General features: G+C 41.9%; 22 protein-coding genes. 12 read left to right on the top strand and 10 right to left on the bottom strand.

Annotated elements, in window-relative coordinates; genetic code table 11:
• Positions 1–8: 8 nt before the first annotated feature.
• The 3 genes from V7K53_RS26485 to V7K53_RS26475 all read left to right on the top strand — a co-directional run bounded on the left by V7K53_RS26485 (position 9) and on the right by V7K53_RS26475 (position 1,955).
• Positions 9–1,223, top strand: a complete 1,215-nt coding sequence (locus V7K53_RS26485) for a P-aminobenzoate N-oxygenase AurF (RefSeq protein ID WP_335200486.1) — start codon at positions 9–11, stop codon at positions 1,221–1,223.
• Positions 1,224–1,275: 52 nt separating this feature from the next.
• Positions 1,276–1,569: a 2Fe-2S iron-sulfur cluster-binding protein gene (locus tag V7K53_RS26480; protein ID WP_335200485.1), complete on the top strand. Its 294-nt coding sequence runs from the start codon at positions 1,276–1,278 to the stop codon at positions 1,567–1,569.
• Between the two features lie 107 nt (positions 1,570–1,676).
• Positions 1,677–1,955, top strand: a complete 279-nt coding sequence (locus tag V7K53_RS26475; protein ID WP_335200484.1) for a hypothetical protein — start codon at positions 1,677–1,679, stop codon at positions 1,953–1,955.
• A gap of 400 nt (positions 1,956–2,355) precedes the next feature.
• Here V7K53_RS26475 and V7K53_RS26470 read toward each other — a convergent pair whose 3' ends face one another.
• Both V7K53_RS26470 and V7K53_RS26465 read right to left on the bottom strand, forming a co-directional pair.
• Positions 2,356–2,604, bottom strand: a complete 249-nt coding sequence (locus V7K53_RS26470; RefSeq protein WP_335200483.1) for a hypothetical protein — start codon at positions 2,602–2,604, stop codon at positions 2,356–2,358.
• Positions 2,605–2,674: 70 nt separating this feature from the next.
• Positions 2,675–3,628 (bottom strand): Rieske 2Fe-2S domain-containing protein, encoded by a 954-nt coding sequence (locus V7K53_RS26465; RefSeq protein ID WP_335200482.1) that lies wholly within the window; start codon positions 3,626–3,628, stop codon positions 2,675–2,677.
• Between the two features lie 333 nt (positions 3,629–3,961).
• On the opposite strand from V7K53_RS26465, the gene V7K53_RS26460 reads away from it, so the two are divergent.
• Positions 3,962–4,618 (top strand): TetR/AcrR family transcriptional regulator, encoded by a 657-nt coding sequence (locus tag V7K53_RS26460; protein ID WP_335200481.1) that lies wholly within the window; start codon positions 3,962–3,964, stop codon positions 4,616–4,618.
• Between the two features lie 222 nt (positions 4,619–4,840).
• Here V7K53_RS26460 and V7K53_RS26455 read toward each other — a convergent pair whose 3' ends face one another.
• The 6 genes from V7K53_RS26455 to topA form a co-directional block, all read right to left on the bottom strand.
• Entirely contained in the window at positions 4,841–5,059 is a 219-nt protein-coding gene (locus tag V7K53_RS26455; RefSeq protein WP_094350301.1) for a toxin-antitoxin system HicB family antitoxin, read from the bottom strand.
• Between the two features lie 57 nt (positions 5,060–5,116).
• Complete coding sequence (locus V7K53_RS26450) at positions 5,117–7,834, bottom strand: HD family phosphohydrolase (protein WP_335200480.1); 2,718 nt, start codon at positions 7,832–7,834, stop codon at positions 5,117–5,119.
• Positions 7,835–8,062: 228 nt separating this feature from the next.
• Positions 8,063–9,007, bottom strand: coding sequence for an ADP-ribosylglycohydrolase family protein (locus tag V7K53_RS26445; RefSeq protein ID WP_335200479.1), 945 nt, complete (start codon positions 9,005–9,007; stop codon positions 8,063–8,065).
• Positions 9,008–9,079: 72 nt separating this feature from the next.
• Positions 9,080–9,544, bottom strand: a complete 465-nt coding sequence (gene aroQ, locus V7K53_RS26440) for a type II 3-dehydroquinate dehydratase (protein ID WP_335200478.1) — start codon at positions 9,542–9,544, stop codon at positions 9,080–9,082.
• 7 nt (positions 9,545–9,551) lie between these two features.
• The gene (locus V7K53_RS26435) at positions 9,552–9,692 is read right to left on the bottom strand and encodes a hypothetical protein (RefSeq protein WP_012410890.1); all 141 of its coding nucleotides are present in this window, start codon (positions 9,690–9,692) and stop codon (positions 9,552–9,554) included.
• A gap of 418 nt (positions 9,693–10,110) precedes the next feature.
• Positions 10,111–12,762 carry a type I DNA topoisomerase gene (gene topA, locus V7K53_RS26430; RefSeq protein WP_335200477.1) on the bottom strand — a complete coding sequence of 884 codons (2,652 nt, stop codon included), beginning with the start codon at positions 12,760–12,762 and terminating at the stop codon, positions 10,111–10,113.
• A 465-nt stretch (positions 12,763–13,227) separates the two neighbouring features.
• Between topA and V7K53_RS26425 the strand changes: the two genes are divergently transcribed.
• The 4 genes from V7K53_RS26425 to V7K53_RS26410 all read left to right on the top strand — a co-directional run bounded on the left by V7K53_RS26425 (position 13,228) and on the right by V7K53_RS26410 (position 17,124).
• The gene (locus tag V7K53_RS26425) at positions 13,228–13,521 is read left to right on the top strand and encodes a hypothetical protein (protein ID WP_094350307.1); all 294 of its coding nucleotides are present in this window, start codon (positions 13,228–13,230) and stop codon (positions 13,519–13,521) included.
• A complete protein-coding gene (locus V7K53_RS26420) occupies positions 13,508–14,563 on the top strand; it encodes a DUF6745 domain-containing protein (RefSeq protein ID WP_335200476.1) in 1,056 nt (351 codons plus the stop codon). Before V7K53_RS26425 ends, V7K53_RS26420 begins: the two co-directional genes overlap by 14 nt.
• A gap of 63 nt (positions 14,564–14,626) precedes the next feature.
• Positions 14,627–15,658, top strand: coding sequence for a DUF6745 domain-containing protein (locus tag V7K53_RS26415; protein WP_335200475.1), 1,032 nt, complete (start codon positions 14,627–14,629; stop codon positions 15,656–15,658).
• A gap of 743 nt (positions 15,659–16,401) precedes the next feature.
• A complete protein-coding gene (locus V7K53_RS26410; protein WP_335200474.1) occupies positions 16,402–17,124 on the top strand; it encodes a hypothetical protein in 723 nt (240 codons plus the stop codon).
• A gap of 12 nt (positions 17,125–17,136) precedes the next feature.
• On the opposite strand, the gene V7K53_RS26405 is transcribed toward V7K53_RS26410, so the two are convergent.
• Complete coding sequence (locus V7K53_RS26405) at positions 17,137–17,667, bottom strand: GrpB family protein (protein WP_335200473.1); 531 nt, start codon at positions 17,665–17,667, stop codon at positions 17,137–17,139.
• A gap of 115 nt (positions 17,668–17,782) precedes the next feature.
• Between V7K53_RS26405 and rpmI the strand changes: the two genes are divergently transcribed.
• From rpmI to V7K53_RS26385, 4 genes are all read left to right on the top strand, one after another.
• On the top strand, positions 17,783–17,980 hold the full coding sequence (rpmI, locus tag V7K53_RS26400) for a 50S ribosomal protein L35 (RefSeq protein ID WP_094350284.1): 198 nt from the start codon (positions 17,783–17,785) through the stop codon (positions 17,978–17,980).
• 19 nt (positions 17,981–17,999) lie between these two features.
• Positions 18,000–18,356, top strand: a complete 357-nt coding sequence (rplT, locus tag V7K53_RS26395; protein ID WP_289795542.1) for a 50S ribosomal protein L20 — start codon at positions 18,000–18,002, stop codon at positions 18,354–18,356.
• A gap of 12 nt (positions 18,357–18,368) precedes the next feature.
• Entirely contained in the window at positions 18,369–19,184 is an 816-nt protein-coding gene (locus tag V7K53_RS26390) for a transporter substrate-binding domain-containing protein (RefSeq protein WP_335200472.1), read from the top strand.
• Between the two features lie 97 nt (positions 19,185–19,281).
• Complete coding sequence (locus V7K53_RS26385; RefSeq protein WP_335200471.1) at positions 19,282–19,806, top strand: tetratricopeptide repeat protein; 525 nt, start codon at positions 19,282–19,284, stop codon at positions 19,804–19,806.
• 218 nt (positions 19,807–20,024) lie between these two features.
• On the opposite strand, the gene V7K53_RS26380 is transcribed toward V7K53_RS26385, so the two are convergent.
• Positions 20,025–22,688: a sensor histidine kinase gene (locus V7K53_RS26380; RefSeq protein WP_335200470.1), complete on the bottom strand. Its 2,664-nt coding sequence runs from the start codon at positions 22,686–22,688 to the stop codon at positions 20,025–20,027.
• Positions 22,689–22,927: the final 239 nt, after the last annotated feature.

Genomic DNA, 22,927 nt, shown 5'->3' with positions numbered 1-22,927 from the left:
AGACAGATATGGAAAAAACTATTCATCGCAAATTACAAATTAACCACACCCGCAACAAACAGCAAGATCACACTGCTTTAATGGATGAAGCAGTTACTAATTTTCGCTATGAAGATTGTCAAAACGAGTATTGGAACCCAGAGGAATTTTCCCTGCTATATGGTACACCTTTATGGGAACAGTCCAGCCAACATCAGCGTATAATTTTGAACCAACTTTACTGGGTAGCTTACTACTCACAAATTGTTTCTGCGGAAATTGCAACTATCTTTTTCAATCAAACCAGTGCAGCAGGACTTTACGCCCAAGAAGATTTTCGCTTAATCTGCGATACCTTAGATTTGGAATCCGCCCAAGAGCGATCGCACATTAACGCCTTCCGCACAATTGCCAAACAGGTTGAACAAGCGTTGTTTGGGGAACTTCTCTTTACCTATCCCATGCGCGGCCCCTTTACAGAAACGATGGTTTATGCTGACACCAATGCTCTAAAAACTTGGTGGAAAAAAATTCAACTTCAATACTTTGGGCTAATTTCTGCAAATAATACTTTTTTGGCTTGTCAGTATTTTACAGTCCGGGGAGTTCGGACACTAAACGGCAAGTTAGTACAGCACAAACTTAGCAATTATTATCAAAAACATCCCCATCCTGAAGCTGCTCCCATTCCTGCTAAAGTCTCGTATTATCACTTCATGGATGAAAGTTTTCACTTCAATAGTTCGACAATTATATCTCATGATGTTATCACTTGTCTTAAGCCACCGACTGCTTATGAGCGACTAGTTGCTAATTTAGGATTGCTGGGATGTCAGCGCGATCATTTTCATTTTTCTGCTGCGATTAACGGGATTTTTTGGTACGATCCGGCGCTGTATAGCAAAATTTATCAGGTGTTGCGATCGCCAATTTTCGAGATGAGTGACAAGGATGCCAAAGAAATGATGCGCTGTTGTTTTACCGAGGAGTCGGAAGGATTGCAGCGCAGTTTTTCAACTCATCAGGAGGCGATGAAATCCTATCAGGTGTATGTTGAAAAACTCGATTATCTTTGGCAACGTAATCGGGATATGTCACTGATGGCTACTAATTCAATTTATCGATATTTGGCGACTCAGCAAAAAGCTTTTCAAGGTTTTGAACATAAAGAGGATTTATTTTTAGCTCACGCAGATACGCAGTACTTCTCTACGAGAGGCTGCGCCAACGACTACGCTCAGTAAACGGCGCAGAGAGGAATGGAAGAGTGTTGTTTAGGTAAAATTATTGCGTATTATGGCTGAATTATGTAAGATATCCTTTCCTGGAAGTGATTTTGTTCCTATAATTTTGGAATGTCATCAAAGTTTGTCTGAACATCTCACGATTCAGAATTCACCTGTTTTATTTGCTTGTCGGACTGGTATTTGTGGAACTTGTTTGGTTGAGGTTATTGGTGATATTCCTCCTCCTCAACCTGAAGAACAGGAAATGCTGGAGACTTTAGCAGCTAATTATCCTAATGCGCGGTTAGCTTGTCAGATTGATGATGTTACAGTTAATATTGAAATTCGGAGACTAAAAGGATAAATTTAGTTAAGATTGAAATTCGTAATCAGGCTTAATGGCACTGAAGTTTATACTGAAGACTTACTTTTTGCTGAATAATTTTAAAACATCACCAAAAAATAAAAGCTATGCACCTCGATCGCTTTTTTACCCTAATTATTTTCATCTTGATATCACTAGGTTTTATTGGTGCGTTCTTGCTACCCTATCTTTTAAATATTTTATTGGATCAAAAGAGTTCCTACAAAACAAATATAACTAATTTTAGCTACTACTCTCATGACACAGATACTAGTTGGAATTCTTTAGATGCTGTAAGTTTTGGCGATGGAAGTAGTAATGACTCAAGCAGTTGCGATAGTGGGGGATCTGATGGGGGTAGTAGTTGTGATGCTGGTGGTGACTAAATCCTCGAACCTGAAGTTTTGCCAATCTATTTTTATTTAAAGTCTTGAATGTCTCTAGCGAGTTAGATAGGGAGCATCCCATTTTTGCAGAAATACTGATTCATGAGTGTAGTATGGGGAGAACACAATACTTACTTAAACCATAGGCATAACCCCCGAAGAAAAAGAACGGTTACAAGCAGCAGTAAAAGAAATCGCGGCAATCCTGTATAAAAATACATCACCATCCGAGTTAGAGACTTTGGAAGGAATCGAAAAAACAGTGCGATGCCTACGGCGGTAAACAACGCAGAGCTGGAGTACGTCAGTCCCGAAATCGCCTTTTTTTTATCGAACAAACTACAGGCACAAATAAAGGACGACCCATCTTGTAATAAAATATTGTTGCCAAATGTTGATTCTAAGAAATACCAACCGATCCGCGACGACATATTTTCAGCTTGTGTTCTACCAGCACCAGCCGATTAGCATCAGGGCCAATTAGATAAGCACGTTTGTATCCCATGACGCTCGTCTTAAAAACTGAACCATGCTGCTGGAATCTTCGCCATAGATACAGTTCTAAATCCCGAAATATTTCTAAAGTCTCCCCCAAGATGGGCAAGCCATAACTACCAGGCATTTCCTCGGCTGATTTTAGCTGCCGCATATTTGAGTACCTCCAGCAGGAATTAGCTACAGTTTAATTGTAAAGGGCAGTTAGGCTTTGCAAATCAAAATTACCAATTGTGGTAGAGTTTTTCTGCGTAGAACATAATCTCTTCATTTGGCAATCTAATTTTTGGTTTTTGTCGAGGATACAAGGTTTCGACAGCGCTTGTATCCTGCTCAATAACTGTAGCCGCTGCTTGTAAAACTGAGTTTTTAAACAGAAACTTCATCAAAGGATTGACGACTTTGGCATACATCAAAATAAACGTCTTGGTGATTTTTTCTGTTTCAGGGTAGAGAATATGAATTTGAGCAATATCACCAATAGGCGTTTTAGCAAAAAAAGCTGTAGTTGAAGGAAAAGCATATTCGAGTGTGTTAGCAAGCTTTTTAGGGAAGATTCCCAAAATAGGATTTTTGAGAATTTCTCCTAGCGTGTTATTAGCCCTCGTCAGTTCTTGTTTAACTGTGGCATAGTATCCTTTTTCTTCAAAATGACTTACATTACAAGATGTAATTTTAAATAGTTCTTTATGAGTACCATTTTGGTGGTTATAGTCATAATTAACCATCAGATTAGTCAAAAATTTACCCTGAATACTTTTGTCCCCAGTTACTCCGATGAACTCGTAATTATCGACAATTTTTTGATATAAATCTGGAATGGGCAATCTTGGCTCAAATCCAGCATAAGTCCAGATGCAATCATTGCTAATAATTAGCTCTAATGCTTTGTTAATTGACTGAGTGTCTTTTTTATCTCCTTGCTGTAGTCTGCCCTGTCCATCAAATTCTAGTGCATGAAAAGGGCAAGTAATAGTATCTCTTTCTTGACAAATCCAGCCGTCTGATAAGGGTGCTTGCATGTGCGGACAGATGTTATCAAGGGCAAACACTTCGCCTTTTTGGTTTTGCCAAATAACATAATCCTGTCCATTTAATGTGATTTTATTGGGTTTATTCACTCCCAATGTAGATTTGTGCGTGATTAACCAAGGCGCACCAGGTAAAATTGGTTCCATTTTCCCTCCAAAATCTTGGTAATTTTTTGAAAAGTCGCTAGATGCCTTAGCAAAAGGTAACGCAATCTTGAAACTTAAAAGTTGTAGACAAGCTGGTGTCGCCTGTTCTACATAACTTTTTGGTATGTAAATTGGGATAACTAAAGTCTTGTCTGCAATGGACGAACTAATTCTACCGAGCATTTGATCGGCTAACTTCGGCTACTGCATGGATAATTTTTGCAACTAACTAATTTTTTAGTTAGTGAGTATTAATTTAATAAATTTCATCTTATATGTCAATTACTAACCAAGTTTTTAGTTAATATATTTTCGTTATGATGATGGAGTAACGTGGGTCGTTCAACGCAGTCAAAATTCTCATCTAAAAAGCCGCGTCAGGTGCGCGATGCAGAAGCGACAAAAAAGCAGATTCTCGATGCGGCGGAAGCGGAGTTTGCCAGAAATGGACTTCAAGGGGCGCGGACAGGGGCGATCGCTAGAGGTGCAGGTGTCACTACAGCGATGATTTACTACTACTTCCAGAGCAAGGAAGGGCTATACCAAGCTGTTCTGCAACGTCCGGTGGTGGAAATGCACGAAGGGTTTGGGCAGCTAAATCTGGATCAGTTACCACCAGAGGAAGCTTTGAAACTGCTAGTCAAAGAAGCGATCGCTTATGAAGCTGCTCACCCGCATAGAGGAATGCTTTGGTTCCAAGAAGCAAACCAAAATCAGGGAAAGTATTTCAAAGAGGGGAATTGGCAAGAAAATTTTAGCTATCTCATCAAGATTTTAGAGCGGGGGATGGCAGAAGGTTGTTTCCGTCAACTCGATCCATTTTTCACTACCCTGCATATTGTTGGGGTTTGTAATTTATACTTCAACGCTTACGAAAACATCAAGCATACTAGACCCGATTTGCAACTACTAAGTCCAGAAATGATTGAACAACATACTCAAGCAGCAGTTAATTTTATCTTGGCTGGTGTGCGATGTAATGAGAATTAGGGATTGAATATTAAGAAAACTTTTGAATATGTTTTTACATATAGAGAAAAATTTAAATTATTTATAGAAATAAAAAACTATAAAAACTCCTTATACACCCACAATACTGACCCTACGACAGAGAGATAATCTAGATTTTTTTGGGTAAGTTGAGGTTACGGTGGATGAAAATATGAAAGCGATCGCTAAATTAATAGAGCTACCCTAGAAAAACTGGTATTTCTATTCAGTCAGGGCATCAAGTTTAGCTAGTATTCTTAAGCCTTCTTCTGGGTTGCTAGTTGCAGCCATTGCTTTAAATCTGGTATTGGCATCAAATTCTGCTAAAGCTATGGTGGAAAGTTCTTCAATCAGCTTATTTACACTTATGCCTTTAGCTTGAGCAAGTTCTTTTAATCTGTTGTGTTTTTCGTCTGGTAAACGAATAGTTAAAGTCGCCATTTTTGTTTAACTCCTTAACAACATTATTAGCAGGTGTGCGTAGGCGTAGACATCACATTACGAATTCCGCCCAGTGCTACTAGCCTTCAACTTAGGATAAGCAATCCGTTTGTGATGAAATTGCTGCCAAACATCCACAAATATCTGAGCAATTTGTGACATCTCTTCCCGTTTTAGTCCTGAATCAACGAGTTGATTGTCTTGCCACTTGGCACGTAGAATATTATTCAGCATTGCTAAAGCTTGTTCAGTAGAGACATCTTTAACCGATCGCTTCTCTCCCGCAGATTTAGCCGATGCTTGCAGCGATCGCAGCGCCGCTTCGCAAGAATCTGCTAACATGACAATTCCGGTTTCCCGTGATTGGGGAATTGGCCCATCGTAGCGAAAGTCTGCGTCGTCTACAGTTAAACTTGGATCTGACTGAGCCATTTGCTGGGCTTGGTGATGGAAATAGGCAATCAGCATCGTTCCCTGATGCTCTGGAATAAAAGCTTGAATCGCCGTAGGTAAAAGGTGTTTACGCGCCATTACCAACCCTTCAGTTACGTGCTTTTTAATAATTTCTGCACTCTTCCAAGGATCTTTAATCTCTGTATCATGTTTATTCGGCCCCCCCATTTGATTTTCAATAAAGCCAAGAGGGTCGTGCATTTTGCCAATATCGTGATATAATGTCCCAGCTCTGACTAGTTCAACATTGCATCCTAATTCTTTGGCAGCAGCTTCAGCAAGAGTAGCCACAAGTAAAGTATGTTGAAAAGTTCCCGGAGTTTCAGTCGCAAGTCGTTTTAATAAAGGGCGGTTAGGATTCGCCAATTCTGCTAGGCGAATTGGGGTAACTAAATCAAAAACTTTTTCTAGATAAGGACTCAAGCCTAAAGCTACAACACTCCAGCCTAAGCCGGATAAAGCAAATAATCCCGCTTCTTGGAAGACAATATACCAGGTTGAACCAAATACTTGACCAATTAAGATTTTAACAATAAGGTAAATGCCACCCTGAGTTAAGGCGATCGCAACGCCTAATAAAGCCAACTCTTCACGCGATCGCAATCGTTGGGCAATGTAACTACCTAATATTCCTCCCCCAACACCAGCTAAAAGCGCAGCCTTGCTCATATCCAAGCTAATACCTAATATCGGCCACAGCAGGCCGACAACTGTCAACCCCAAAGTCGGGCCGTAAAAGCTTCCCAACAATAAACCAAGGGCGCTCCAGGTGGTATAGGGCAATCCGATGACGATTACTCCTGGCACACTCAGAGTTAGCAATAACACCAACAGGCGATCGCGTTGTCGCAATTCGTACTCAATATGGCGTTCTACCCAGACAAAAATGCCAATAGCGAGCGCAATCACGCCTCCTAACTTCACCAACTCCTGCCACCTCACCTCCCGGCGAATCAGGCGATAATGCTCTAGCACCTCAAAGTTCCATGCAGTAATCTGCGCTCCTTTTTTGACAATCACCTCACCATGCCGTACCTTCACCATCACGGGTGGCACACCAGCCGCCGCCTTTTGAGCATTTTGTCTGGTTTGTTCTTCATCTTTTTGCAGATTCGGCTTGAGTACAGCTAACAACAGATTTTTTGCCAAAGTTTCAGCGGATTCTGGTACAAAAGTCTGTAATTGTAAACTCACCGCATCTTGCAAGATATTTTTTGGCAGTCCCTGTGGGATGCCTTGCGTGAGAATCCGCTCTAGACTTTGATGGATTCCCATTTGGGTTTTTTCCCATTCCACATCTGATAAATCCAAAAGTAGAGATTCTTCATATACTGCTTCGCGGTTAACAGTCTCTAACTTTAAAAGTTTGGCAGTGGCTTGGATATATCTTTGACGTGTTTGGGAAATTTCGGCAATCACTAAGGACAAGCTTTTCTCAGAAGTTGTGAGGCGGTAAGATTCTAGTTCTGCTACAGCTTGAGTAAAATCAGTGTTTTGAGAAAAATCTACTGGCTCTGTTTTTTCTAGACTCTGGGAATCAGATTTGGATGTGATGCGCGGCTGGCGTTTCTGATTGGGTGCAGCTATGGATGATGGACGGGATGAAGCGGTGGTTTGTCCAATTCCCTTCTGCTGCTGATTTTTACTATTTTCTACAGCTGATAGCAGTGCTTGCCATTCCAACTCAGAACAAGAGCGGAGGTAACGTTGGGTAGAGATGGATAAAACTACAGGATCAAAAAAAGGAAAAGCTCCAGCAACAGCGCGAATTTCGTTGCCATCATCTAGAAGTTGTTGCAAATTTTCGTTGATTTTTTCGTTGATTCGCGCATCAAGCATCAACACCTGTAAGGAGCTTGTGCTGACGGCTTTGCGCTCGGCTTCGGTTTTTTTCTGATCTTCAATGCTAGCTGTGTAAGGCGCTGTAATCGTTTGGGGTGCGGGATGTCCTACTTGGATTTGAGTCTGATTGTATAATTTATGTCCAATAATACCTGTGAGGGACACTACAGCGATCGCCAAAATCACCGAGTAACGCTGTTTATATGCCCAATCTAAACCGACTGTACAAATATTACTCTTAATGTTAACAGATTTTGCCTTTGACCTTAGCGCTCTTTCTTGTTTTCGGCGTTCGTTTTTCTCATTGGTTTTTGATAAAAACAGGAATACATTCTTGAGCATAGTCCTTAAAAGTTCCCTTCTATGGGTTTTACCTTTGGGACTTCTCATTAACTTTCCCTTACGGCGTAGTGTTTTGTACTGTCGCCGCCAGTGAGTCAATTGCTGGTTCAAGAACTGCAAAAATTTATGCATTTTCATTATCTCTGCCTGCAATTGCCAACTTTGATAGTTCAAAAAAAGACAATCATCAGGAAAGTTCGATCTGCGGCTGCAAGTCGGTGGCGGGGGCTTTTTTATTGCTGATTTGCCACAATACCTAGCTACAGAATCAGTCCAAGGGTTTACTGAAAAATTCTAGTATATGAGACTAATACAACTGTGGCGGAAGTTTGCCTACCTTTAACCCCTTATTTGGTTAATTTAAGATTAACGCGACCGAATAACGCGAGGGGCTGCGTAAACTGAAAGCAAAGCCACCTCACATCCCTCTTCTGTTAACTCTTTTGGGTTTAAGGTAAGATTATACACTCCTGACCACACCCCCACAAATGCATCGGTCAATTCTAACACTTGAGAAAAGCTAGTTAGTCCCCATATTGGAGAATTCCTCTGCAAGAGCAAGACTTGCCAATTTACGGGAATTCCACCTGTCCCGTTATATGCTCCCGACAAAGCACCAGTAATTGCACCTGTAGCCTGTGAATTTAGAAGCGTAGCATCTTGCACTTGAGAATTGTTATTGTGAGTAGCCTGTAAAACTGTCAGGCGAAAATCTTCTAAGGTACTCAAAAAGCAGTAAAATGCCATAGCAATACTGTTACTGAGTTTTTCTTCCTTAGCAAACTCAGCTTGCGCCGTTGATAATCCGGCTCCTTGCTCTAATAAATTCTGGACTCTTAATAATTTTTTTGGTATTGATGTCGGTGTTTCTCCGATAAAAGAAATTATTTGTGGGATAAGAGTTAGAGGGTCAAGTTTTTCAGTTAAGGCAAGAGCGATCGCATATCCTACTGCTAGGGTTCCATCCCTGACTACTGGATCGTCCTCCCAGATTTTTAGTACACGCAGCAAGTTTTGTCGGAGCTTAATTGGATTTTCGTGAAAAAAAAGTGCTACTGGTAATGTGGCAATAATTATTTTTATAGAGATGTCATCAGTTGCTACTAAATGAGGAGATTCTTCTTGCTGACCCTCTATCCAATCATCTAAATCTAATCTACCCAAGGCAATCAAACTCTGGATACCCAGAACCGCCATTCTTCCTAAATCTAGGGAACTCTCAAACTGTACTTTACCACTAGGAGCTAAACTTGCTCCCAGGAATGCCCCAAGTAAAGTTCCTTTAAACCGACTTATAGGAGAGTAACGCATAAATTATGTAGTTAAAAGTGAGGAGTTAATGAAATATTACTAATTCCTAGCTTTACTACCAACTACCAATTCCTAACTCCTAACTCTTAAATGATCTATCAAAGCTTGCAAGCCCAATAAGTAACTTTGAACGCCAAAACCACTTATTTGTCCGATCGCAACTGGAGCGATATAAGAATGATGGCGAAATTCTTCCCGGCGGTAAATGTTACTTAGATGTACTTCCACTGTGGGCAAGTTAACAGCAGCGATCGCATCTCGCAAGGCCACACTTGTGTGGGTGTAAGCTCCTGCATTAATCAGAATTCCCTGATGTTGCCCTAACGCGCCATGAATAGTATCTACCAAAATTCCTTCATGATTTGACTGCAAAGGAAAAACTTTCGCCTGTAATTTGAATGCTTCTTCTTCTAACAGGCGGTTAATTTCAGCTAGTGTCAGCGAACCATAAATTCCTGGTTCTCGCTGTCCTAGCAAATTTAAGTTTGGCCCGTGCAGTGCCAGAATACTTAAGGGTTGTGACGCCGAGTTTACCACTGTGGGGTTAGTGGCGACGGCGCGAGCGATCGTTCACAGGAATCGGAATCAGTTCCGGTTCCGGTTCAGCCTCTGGCCCTAATAGGCTTTCAATTAGCCTACGAGCTAATTCCTTAAGCTTTTCCAGCACCTTTTCTATATAGTCCATGAACTGACCGCTCCTGAGATACTACCTCAATTTTTGATTAACAGGTACGCAGAAAAAAACATACTTTCGCACCTCTGGCTTCCAATCGGGCTGATACACAATCCCGCATTTGGGACATAAGCCACTTCTAAAATTTAGCGTTGTGTTTTCCCTTACTTTTTAGAGTATCACACTTGAACCTAATGAACTGTATCCTATCAAGGATAGATATCAAGGGTCAAGAGTTAAAAATTGGACTTTAGATAGACTATTGAGTAGGAATTTTAGATTTTAGATTTTGGATTAAGAGAATTTTCGGTTTCATACCTCGCCTGTTATGGGTGAAATAAATCTAAAAGACGCTCCTTCTCTGCCAGACGCTGCGCGAACGTCGCCAACGCTAGCGTAAATCTAAAATCCAAAATTGTTTGACTTGTCACTAGCCTTCTGTACCCTTTTTCTTTGCAGCGGTTGTTGATGATTTCGTAGTTGACTTAGATTTGGAAGTCGTTGATTTACTCGTTTTGCGAGTCGATTTTCCAGTCGATGTCTTAGCTGCCAACAAGTTCAGCGCCGCCGCTAGGGTTACATCTTCTACCGTTTGACCTTCTGGGATACTGACATTAGTTTTGCCATGCTTGATATAAGGGCCATAGGGGCCATCGTAGATGTTAATTGTTTCCCCGTCTTCTGGATGCATACCCAATTCGCGTAAGGCTGCTTTGGACTTGCTGTTGGTGGAACTGCGCCCCTTTTTTGGTTCGGATAACAATTCCAATGCACGTTCTAAGCTGATTGTCAATACATTATCAGTAGCTTTCAGGGAGCGATAGTCTTTCCCCTCTTTACCCTGATCGTGAACAACATAAGGGCCAAAGCGCCCCAAGCTTGCTTGGATTTTGCCGCCGGTAACTGGATGAACCCCTAATGTTCGGGGTAGTGCCAACAGACCAACAGCCATCTCCAAGGTAACGGTTTCTGGAGTGACACCTTTGAGTAGGGAAGCTTGTTTCGGTTTGGGATTTTCGTCGGTTTTGTCACCCAATTGCACATAAGGCCCGTAAGCACCAATTTTCACATAAATTGGTTCGCCAGTTTCGGGATGGCGACCTACCTGGTCAGGGCCTGTGATTTTTTGCCGCAGCAATACTTCTACCTGTTTGGGGTCGAGGTCAGCTGGTGTCAGGTCTTTGGGAATTGAAGCGGTGACAACTCCTTCACCATTTTCGACTTCAATATAAGGGCCATATTTACCAATGCGGACTTTAGCATCTAGATTCTCAAGTTCTACAGTCCTAGCTTTGGTAGCATCAATTTGACTTTCCCGTTCTTTTACGAGTGTTTCTAGCCCTTTTTCTCCCAGATAAAATTGCTGTAAGTAGGGCAACCATTTCGCTTCACCTGTGGCAATGTCATCGAGGGTTTGCTCCATCTTCGAGGTAAAGCTGGGGTCAACAATGTCTGGGAAATGTTTTTCCAGCAAGTCGGTGACGGCGAAAGCGGTGAAGGTGGGAATCAGAGCGTTAGTCACCAAATGGGCATAACCCTTGTCGATGATCGTGCCAATGATGCTGGCGTAGGTACTGGGACGACCGATACCTTCGCTTTCTAAGGTTTTCACCAAAGAAGCTTCGGTGTATCTAGCTGGCGGTTGGGTTTCGTGCCCAACTGCTTCTAAATCTGTACAATTGGGACGATCGCCCACTTTCAGATTTGGTAAAATCACTTCCTGGTCTTCCAGTGCTGCCTCTGGGTCGTCTGAACCTTCGACGTAGGCACGTAAGTACCCTGGAAATTCAATCCGTTTGCCAGAAGAACGGAATCCAGCATCCTCGACTTGCAATTGCACGGTAATTTGAGTTTGCCGGGAATCAGCCATTTGACAGGCAACAGTCCGCTTCCAAATCAGATCGTAAAGGGCAAGTTCTCGACCACCCAAACCAGTTTCTTGGGGGGTGCGGAAGGTGCTACCTGCTGGACGAATTGCTTCGTGCGCTTCTTGTGCGCCTTTGGATTTGGTAGTGTATTGCCGGGGTTGGGGACTCAGGTATTGTTGACCGTAAAGCTTTTCTACACAACTCCGAGCAGCTGCGATCGCCTGATCTGACAAATGCACCGAATCTGTCCGCATATAGGTAATATACCCTTGCTCGTACAAATTCTGGGCAACCCGCATCGTGTCACGGGCTGAGAGGCGCAGTTTCCGGTTAGATTCTTGCTGCAACGTCGAAGTGGTGAACGGTGGCGACGGTTTGCGCGTCACAGGACGTTCTTCGATGTCGTTAACATTCCAGGTTTTCCCAGTTAGTCGTTCCTTGAGGGCTAACGCTTGTTCTTCGTTGAGCAATAAGACATTGCGACCTGCGGTAATTTCTCCGGTTGCGGCATCAAAATCGCTGCCGTTAGCAATTTTGGTTCCTCCCAGTGTTACCAACTGGGCACCAAAGGGGGTTTTTTCCTTTGACAAACTAGCTTTCAAATCCCAGTACGTACCCTCATGGAAAGCGCGGCGTTGGCGTTCCCTAGTGACTAAAAGTCGCACGGCTACAGATTGCACTCGCCCAGCAGATAATCCCCAGGCGATTTTTTTCCACAGCAATGGAGAAAGGGTATAGCCTACGAGTCGATCTAAAATCCGTCGCGTTTCTTGGGCGCGAACCAACTGCTCATCAATATTGCGGCAATTTTTCAGAGCTTTTTTGATCGCCTCTTGGGTAATTTCGTGAAACACCATCCGCTTAGTCGGAACTTTCGGCTTCAGCAATTGGTATAAATGCCAACTAATGCTTTCACCTTCCCGGTCTTCGTCCGTTGCCAGAATCAGTTCATCTACATCCTTGAGGGCATCTTTCAGCTGGGTAACAATTTTCTTTTTGTCTTTTGGGACAACATATACCGGTTCAAAGTCGGCGTCCACATTTACCCCTAGCTGCGCCCATGATTCCCCTTTGACGGCAGCGGGAATTTCACTAGCCGACTGGGGTAGGTCACGTACATGACCCATAGACGCCTCCACCCGATAGCCTGCTGGCAGGTAGTTGCGAATGGTACGAGCTTTGGTTGGAGATTCGACGATGACGAGAGTTGACATGGAAATTTCAATAAAAAGAAGAGCTACTAAGCTAAACAGTCAAATTGAGGTAACTTTTACAAATTGTCAAGATAAATGGTCACGCTTAGGGCGGTGATTTAATCCTCACATAAACTGCCTGCTTGGGAGAAAATCCGCTGAACTTAATGCCCAGTCTGTCCCAGAGGATAAATGAGGGTACGCTGGGTGTGAATTACCAGCTATTTCAATCTTTAACTTATCTAACGCATAATTGGCGACTACAGTTTTCAAAATATTCAAATTGGGGCATGGGGCATGGGGTATGGGGAATGGGAGATGAGAAAGGAGGGGGAGCAAGGGAAGAATAATTATTGAATTGACCTATGCCCAATGCCCAATTTCCAATTCCCAATTCTCCACTCTCATTGAGCTTGTGCCAAAATTAAATCAAATTTGAGAGCAAAAGCGAAGTGGGATTTGTACCCATGTCAGGAAAGCAAAACCATGAAACCAATTCGTCAGGGTGATGTTATCTTACTACCTGTGCAGCAGGTTGAAGGACAAAAAATACCTCACTTAACTTTGGCAGAAGGCGAAGTTACGGGGCATAAGCATCGCATTACTGAGGGAAATGCCGAATTATACGAGAAAGATAGCACACTCTACTTGCGTGTGTTTTCAGAGTCGGCATTGCTTGCCCATGAGGAGCATAAAGCTATTTCTATTCCCCAAGGTGACTGGATGGTGAAAATTCAACGGGAATACGAGCCTGAAGGTTGGCGATATGTCGCTGATTGAAAAGTTAACGCCTGAAGAAGAGGCTTTGATTCCAGTTTATCGGGAAAAGTGGCAGAAAATTGCGCTTTCGACCGAGCAGATTGATCGTGAAAAAGCTGCGGAAGTTGTCAAAGCTGCATATACAGCTATCAATAAACAAGATCCGGAAATTATTTTTTGTGAAAGTCCTTATGCTGGTTTAAAAATTATTTATCAAAAGCTACCTAATTTAAGTTTTAATAATCTAGAATTTCTAAGTTCAAATGATAAAGTTTGCGGCTATATTACGGCAAATCTAACTAATAAAGATAGAGAAATTTCACATCAAATAAATACGCAAATTTTTAGACAATTAACTATTTTTGAACCAAGTTTCGCTCCACAAGAATATATATTAAAAGATAAATTCCCAAATCAGCCTAAATTCAATATATATTTAGGAGATCGTCTCTGGTTAAATTTCCAAAGTTTGGCGAATCGTTGTTGTCATGTGGATTTTTACGTTACTGTATTAAATTATTATTACAGTAAAAAAAGATGGGAAACTTTACAGTCTTTATCAAGGTTTTGTGGTTGGCTTTCTCCATTTGAAAAATTTTGTATAATATGCGATCGCCCCCTTCACCTGCGCTTCGACAATGAAAATCGCCTCCACGCTGAAGGCGAACCAGCCATTGAATTTACTGATGGATATAGCCTTTACTCCTACCACGGCGTAACTTTACCTGAAAAATACGGTAAAATCCATCCGCAGCAATGGCAAGCTGAATGGCTTTTATCAGAGGAAAACGCCGAACTACGCCGAGTGTTAATTCAGGGTATCGGTTACGTCAGAATTTGCGAAGAATTGCAAGCTATTGAATTAGATACTTGGCATGAATACACACTATTAAAAATTGATGCTGATGTTGATGAAGAAGCAATCTATTTATTAAAAATGACTTGCCCTAGCACAGAGTTTATTCACGTTTTGCGAGTTCCACCGAATATGAACTCAGCGCGTGAGGCAATTCGCTGGGTAAATTGGGGTGTAGATCCAGAGACATTTGGCGTGCAAACATAATTACTTAAAAGACTTCCCTATTTAGAAATTGTTCAAACAGCTAAAAATTATTGATTAGTAAAAATGATTTACACGCTAACACCTGAGCAAGAGGCTTTAATTCCAGTTTATCGGGAAAAGTGGCGAGCGATCGCACTTTCAACTGAGCGAATTGATCGTGAAAAAGCGGCGGAAGTGGTGAAATTAGTCTATGCAGCTATAGGCGAAGAAGATCCTGAAATTATTTTTGTAGATAGTCTTTATGGGGCAATAAAATGTGTGAATCAATTAGATATACCGTCAGGCTATACACTAATTGACGAAATATGTGATTTGCGGCAAGACTTTGAGAATCAACATGATTTTCATACACAATTCAGCCGCGAACTGAGTAGCAAACTCGGAATGGAATTCGACGAGTTTCAAAAAGAAATTTTCAGTCTTTACACGATCCCAGATTATATGGGCGGCGATCCTGATGAGTGGGACTCAGTGCCTGACTTCATTCAACCTATAGAATGGATTCGTTGCTTCTTTATTTGTTATGACTTTTATTTTTCTGTCCTCAGCTTTTCTCACAATCAAGAAATATGGCAAGCACTTGAATCTTTATTCAAATATTGTGGTAGGGTTTTACCTTATAAAAATATTTGTATAGTATGCGATCGCCCCCTTCACCTGCGCTTCGATAATCAAAATCGACTCCACGCTGAAGGTGAACCCGCAATAGAGTATGCCGATGGATTTAGCCTTTACTTCTATCACGATGTAACCTTGCCTGAAAAATACGGTAAAATCCACCCTGAACAATGGCAAGCTGAATGGCTTTTATCAGAGAAAAACGCCGAACTACGGCGAGTACTAATTCAGGGTATCGGTTACGCCAGAATTTGCGAAGAATTGCAAGCTATTGAATTAGATACTTGGGCTGAATATACACTATTAAAAATTGATAACAATGTGGATATCGAGCCGATTTATTTATTAAAAATGACTTGCCCTAGCATAAACTTTATTCATGCCTTGCGAGTTCCACCTAATATGAACTCAGCGCGTGAATCGATTCGCTGGGTTAATTGGGGAATAGAACCAGAAGAATTTGGTGTGCAAACATAATTGCCTAAAGGACTTTCCCCATTTATAAGCACACTAAAAAAGTATAATATCATGTCCTCTTGATTGCTTATTAAACCCGAAGAACCCCACCCCGCCAAAGCTACGCTTTGTCTCCCCTCCCCGCAAGCGGGGCTACGGTGTACACACAAGTCGTGAAATTGCACCTGACACTTGGTTTCGTCCTCTAGCAATAGGATTGTGCGATGGCGTACCCGCCCGCCGGAGGTGAGATCCCTCTGTCAGGCTGTCCGCAGCGTTCGCGAATGCGTCTCGCAGAGAGGAGGAACGACGTTCGCAAGTGCCTGTCTAAGACAAGCAATCGCTTTAACTCACGGGATTATGTGATTACTTCGCTCCGTTATCACTGCGCTCGTAATGACCATTTTTGGGGTCTATAACGCCTGAAACCCTTTCAGATGGTACTTGTGTGTACACCGTAGCTTTATAAGGGGAGAGTTAGGGTGAGGTAAAACTTTGGTTAATCAGCTATTTCAGACTTGTGTGTACACCGTAGCCCACTCTTTATAAGGAAACCGAATTAAGAGTGCAACGTCAAACAAATTATGATTCAATTGCGATATTATCTCTATACTTTTCGGTTAGGTTTATTCAGAATTGGGCTTTGGGAAAAAGTTACTGGGTTTGGGTTAAAGCTTTTTTCTTTTCCCTTTCCCCTGCCCCTTATCCCCTTAACCGAGAAGTATTGGATATTATCTGTTCAATTTTTAACAATCAATATATATATGAAATCAATCATCCAAGCATCTGCTGTAATTAAAAGCACCTTCCAGTCACCCAGAGGAATTTTCTTGACGCTGGTGTTGACAAGCTTGCTATCTTATGGATTCGGAGTCATTGAAAACAATTGTGCTGGGGCTATTCCTTACCCAGACGGTACTCAATTATCCCAATCGCAAGCAAACGAGTTGCCGAAAGCGATCGCTAATAAAATTTTACGAGATGCTTCTAGGCATTCCGGCTTGCGTAAACGGGAATTAGAGATTACCCAAGTCACATCAAAAACCTTTAGTAATCCCTGTGAGTTCAGATTTGGAGAAGTTTGTACTAGGGAATACAACCCCATTGAAGGCTGGGAAGTAGTTGTCAGAGTCCGCCAAGATTCGTGGACTTACCATGTAGATAAATCTGGAAAGCAAATAATTTTAGATCCCAAAGTGAGTACTTCACAAACATTGTCGAAGGCGATCGCAGATGCAATTTTGAGCGATGCCTTAAGCCGTTCTGGGGTGGAAATTACTGATTTAAAAATTACTCAAACTACACCAAAAACCTTTGGAAATCTCTGCCAATTCAACTTTGGCGAAGTCTGCACCCAGCAGTACGATCCCGTGGAAGGCTGGGAAGTGATTGTCAAGGTTAAAGAGCAATCTTGGATTTACCATGTGAATAAATCCACTTCGCAAATAATTTTAGATCCCAAAGCCAACGCCACTCAAAAAAGTTAACAATCAATGGCTTTAGGTTTTTCTCATCTCCTCATACCGTGCTTTGACCATCAAAGCACGAATATAGTCATTTTTACCATTGGTATAAGCTTCGCGATCGCCCCGAAAACTTGCCGCCAAGTCGCGTTTTAGAACTTCGTAACGTCTCGCTTCTTTAGGATGCTTTCTCAAATAGTCGCAAAATAGCTTGCGCTCCCAAAATTCGCTGTCAATCTCGACTATGTGAATATGATGGGTACGTTGCTTTCCGTATGGTGGCATTCCTTTAACAAAAAACATCCGTCCAGGACGTGGATCTTCATACCAATAAACGTATCCCAAGGATTCTAAAGCCAAAATAGCAGATTTTGCATCTACTAAGGAACGCACTCCCACCATGATGTCAATAACTGGTTTGGCTGCCATTCCTGGTACTGCGGTACTACCAATATGTTCAATTTCTACAACTAAGTCATTGCCTAGTGCTTGCCAAATCCGCTCGGCTTCTTCTGTAAACAAAGTCGCCCAACGTGGGTCATATTCAACTATATTGACCTCATCCATAAGTGAATCTAAGTTTATCTACAGCGATCGCGGTTGGCTAAATCCTTTATTTAATTGCAGTTATAGCAATTTTAATAGTATATAATAATGGATCGTGTCGAATCAAAGCTAGACCATGCCTAAACTAAAGACTCGTAAAGCCGCGGCAAAACGATTCCGTGCCACCGGTAGCGGTAAAATTGTCCGTCGCAAAGCGTTCAAAAGCCACCTTTTAGAACACAAATCTTCTGACAAAAAACGTGGTATGCGTAAGAGTGCGCTTGTACACGAACGCGACGAACTTAACGTGCGCTTGATGCTCCCATATTTGTAAGTATTTTAGGAAATAAGTTATGACTCGGGTAAAACGCGGTAATGTAGCTCGCAAACGCCGCAATAAAATTCTCAAACTAGCCAAAGGTTTTCGCGGTTCCCATTCAACTCTGTTTAGAACTGCCAACCAACAAGTGATGAAGGCGCTACGGAGTGCCTACCGCGATCGCAAAAAGAAAAAGCGCGATTTTCGTCGCCTTTGGATTACCCGCATCAACGCTGCTTCTAGGCAACACGGCTTGAGTTACAGCCAGTTGATCGGTAACTTGAAAAAAGCTGATATCCAACTAAATCGCAAGATGTTGGCGCAATTGGCAGTCCTCGATCCAGCTAGTTTCGGCAAAGTTGCTGAATTGGCACTTCAAGCTAAAGGATAAAGGTGGTGAGGGATGTATAACAGATGTAACAGACGGCAAGCAATTACTCGGTTACATCTGGTATTATCCGCCACTATCTTTTGGATTTTTTGCTTTTCTCTAGTGGGGATGGGATTAACTGCATCTGCTGCCGAAATGTCAGAAATTCAGCAGCGGGGCTATTTAAATGTTGCCGTTAAAGATAACTTGCGTCCCTTGGGATTTAAGGATGCCAACGGAAATTTGCAAGGCTTAGAAATTGACTTGGCCAAGCATTTAGCAGTTGACTTGGTTGGTAAAGCCGAAGCTGTAAAATTTCAACCTGTAGCGAATCGCGATCGCTTATCTGTAGTCTTAGACAAGAAAGTTGATTTTGCGATCGCTAGAGTCACAGCAACCGAGTCACGCGCCCGCATAGTTAGTTTCAGTGTTCCCTACTATTTGGATGGCACTGTATTAGTTACAAAAGATGACTCTGTGCAGCAGTTGAGCGATCTATCAAAACAAAAGATTGCCGTACTCAACAACTCCAGTACCATTGCTCAAGTGCGGTACTATCTGCCAAACGCCGAGTTAATAGGAGTGGATTCCTATAAAGAAGCGCGAGTGGGAATAGAAAATAATGCCGCCGTAGCCTTTGCCGCAGATGCTAGTGTTCTCAGCGGTTGGGTGCAACAATATCCTCAATATCGGCTACTGCCGACAAAATTATCAACTGAACCCTTATGTGTAGTAATGCCCAAAGGATTGCAGTACGATGAGTTTAGACGAAATGTGAATCAAGCAATCGCTCGTTATTTAGAAAAAGGTTGGCTCCAGCAACGCTCTCAATATTGGGGTTTACCGTAAATTGGTCATTAGTCATTGGTCATTGGTCATTAACAAATAACCAAGGAAAAATGACAAATGACAAATAACAAACTTTATAATACTTGTATTTGCAGTAATGGATAACAGTCTAGCCGTTGTTTATCTTTCAATTTTGGTGGTGATACTCACAATTGCAGCCGTGGGTGTTTTTCGCCAGATTTTCAAAACTCGCAAGGTTGAAGGCTCTTTTGCAAGATTGCGAAAGAAATTAGAGAAAGAAAAGGGTACGACTCAAGAATATTATGAGTTAGGCAGTATTTATTCAGAAAAAAAAATGTACTCTCAAGCGATCGCGCTATTTCAAAAAGCTCTCAAAGCTGCTGAAGAAGAGGAAGAAGAAAATATCGCCCCCATCTACAACGGGCTGGGCTATGTTTATTTCACCCAAGAGCAATATGACTTAGCAATTCGTCAGTACAAAGAAGCTCTTAAGTCTAAACCAGACTACGTGACAGGATTGAATAATCTCGGTCACGCTTATGAGAAGAAAAAATTAACGACTCAGGCGTTACAAGCTTACGAAGAAGCACTCAAATTAGCTCCAAATAACTCTATTGCTAAACGTCGTGCTGAATCTTTACGCCGTTTAGTTTCTGCGTAAGATAATGTCCAGGTAATTAAGCATAATATCCGGAACCCCACCCCGCCATAGCCTTGCTTTAGCTCCCCTCCCCGCAAGCCTACCGTGTACACACAAGTCTGAAATAGCTGAGTAATCAAGGTTTTACCCCACCCTAACCCTCCCCGTATGTATTGGCTACGGTGTACACACAAGTTTGCCCAGAGCGAGCCGCCTTTTACTTCCCCCAACTCCTTCCCTTATGACTTTACTTGCACTTGTGTGTACACCGTAGCCTTTTTCCAAGGAAGCTTCACAGTAAATCGACTACCTTTGCCTAACTGACTTTCGGCGTGGACAGTTCCACCATGCAACTCGACAATTTTTTGCACCATTACTAATCCTAAACCCGTGCCTGAAGAACGATGATTAGAGGCAGTTTCAACTTGCACAAAAGGTTGAAATAATTTAAAAAGGTCATCGGAAAGCATCCCAATACCAGTATCTACCACACTGATAAAAATATATTCATTGGTGGAACTTGGCTGGGCTTCAATCCAGACTTCGCCTCCTTCTTTAGTAAACTTAATTGCATTAGTCAATAAGTTGATAAATACTTGGCGAATGCGGCGTTCATCGACTTGGATAGGTTCGAGTTCTTCAGGTATTTGTGCCCTCATCTGGATATTTTTCTGGAAGGCTAAATCTTTGACAAAACTCAAGCAGAAATCACATATTCCCTGAATCGAAGTAGCAGCTAGTTGCAGTTCTATTTTGCTAGATTCGGTGTCAGTAATGTCAAGGATTTGGTTAATTAATTCTAGTAGGTTCTTACCGCTAGATTCGAGCATATTTAAAGACTGGCGCTGTTCTTCACTTACAGGGCCGTATACTTGATCTTTGAGTGCCTCTGTGATTCCCAAAATTGAGTTTAAAGGAGTCCTCAGTTGGTGGTTGATGTTTCCTAAAAAAGTTCTTCTAGCACGATTTGCGACTTCGGCGATTTCTTTAGCCTCACGTAGGGCGGATTCTGCGCGTTTGCGATCGCCTACTTCTAAAGTTAGGGTGACAATTTCCGCGATTGAGCTAATGAAGTTTTGCTCGCTCAGTTCCCATTTCCGGGGAATATCAACCTGTTCAGATAATACTGTTCCCACCATTTTGCCCCCAACCCAAAGACTGGTATCAATTAGGGATACAATATTATTTGGTTCGAGCCATTTATCCCATAATTCTTGTACTCGTGGCTCGGTGCGAGTGTCAGAGACAGCAATGGTACGAGAAGTCACCAAAGCTCTAAAGTAGATTAAATAATCTGCAAGGTTGCGTTCTAAACCTGCCGAATGTTTTTGATTGCTACGTTCATAGAGACTTATGCATTGTAGCTTGGTACGCTCGCTATTGAATAACCACACACTCACTCGTTCTACTTCTAAGGCATTGGCTGCTTTTTCTGTGATAACTTTGAATACTGTTTCTAAATTTCCTTCAAAAATCGCTTTGTGATTTGCCAATTCTGTGAGTACTTGATAATACTGCTCTAGTTTTTGCTCGCTGTTAATGCGTTCTTGAATCTCTTGCTGTAATTCTTGAGTTCGTTGCTTAACTTGCAGTTCTAAATCCTCATTTTTGCTAATCAGTGCAGTAAAGGTTTTGCGTAAATATTGCGTCATCTCATTAAAAGATTCACCCAGCACCTCTAGTTCTTGAATGCCCTGCACTTTCACCACTGAGTCTTCGCTGTTGGTAAAATCAGTTAAATCTTTTGTCACCGTGCTGAAGTACAAAATTGGTTGAGTAATCCACCGAGCGGTGACAATCCCCAATATAATAGCTAGTCCCAACGTTCCCAAACAGAGAAAAATGGTAGTTTGAATGTTGCGATTAATTTGTCCCATAAAATCTGCTTCTGGGAGAGCCACAATCATCAACCAGTTAACATTTGGTTCGCCCTGTAATGGTCTAACTTCTAAAAATTGTCGTTTGCCGTTCAAGGAAAAATCTAGTTGTTGTAAACTTTGAATTTGCTCAAAGTTATTAAATTTAGTTTTTAAGTATTTAGCGGTTGCTTTAGTCAAAGAATTCCCACTTTGGGAAGCTTTCAACCTAATGGGCTTACCATTTTGGAAGCGGAATGGTTCTTCGGTTGTAGAACTTGCAACTAATAGCCCCGATCGCTCGATAATAAAAATTTGCCCAGACTTGCCAACTTTGATGTTTTGCAGCAAATCCCCAATTTGTGATAAGTGAGTGAGAGTGCTGTTGACTCCGAGTAGTTCGCCTTGGGAGTTATAAATGGGAAGAGAAGCACTAATTAAGAGTGTTGGTTCAGTGCGGGGTGTAAAAATCTGACTAAAGCTGAATTTTTTGGCGGTAACTGCTGTGAGATAATCAGGAAGCGATCGCGCATCATAGTTTTTAATCACCTCTGGTAATTGAGTACGTTGACCTTGAGAGTCAATTATGTAAGTGTAGAGGTCGTACCCAGTTGACTTTCCGGCTTTTCTGAGTAAAGATTGGCGATCGTTGAGCTTCTCTACCACTAGATATTCTTGCTGTTCATTGCTTGCAGTTATTGCCAAGGCATCTGGAAAAATCTTTAACTGCTCTATTAAATATGACTCCCAGGTTGCCAGATTCTCTATCTTCAGCAATCCCATGTCAATTACATTTTGATTACTGCGTAGTACTTGACGCGGCGTTGCCAAATAAGTCTGTAAATTCTGCTCAACTCGATTGCCAATTTCATGACGTAATTCGCTAGCTACCTCATTGACTGCCTTTTGCCCGTTGTGGATTGATAAGTATGCAGTCAATCCTACAGCTAGCAAGATTTGCAGCAAAAACAACGCTACCAAAATGCGACTTAGAGGTACGCTTTTAAACAGGGAAAAAAAATTACCTTGCCCAGTATTTTTATTCATTTGCCCACTTTCCCTTCCTGTCCTGTAGTACTGAGTACAACACCTCTAGTTTGCTGTCCTGTGGGCTTATGCATAGTTTGTACTCGGTCGGGTCAAGTGCCAATATACCACTTCTGGTAAAAGAACAAAACGTTACTTAACTGCACTGTAGATTTTACCAGCCAAAATATGACTAACATCCATCACAAAGACAAAGACGCGATGAATCGCGTCTTGCCTTAATTGTAAATATTCAAGAA

It is taken from the genome of Nostoc sp., from assembly GCF_036917355.1.
Classification (GTDB): Bacteria; Cyanobacteriota; Cyanobacteriia; order Cyanobacteriales; family Nostocaceae; genus Nostoc.
Note: the sequence above shows the minus strand (reverse complement) of the source record. Positions and strands in the feature narration are given on the sequence as shown.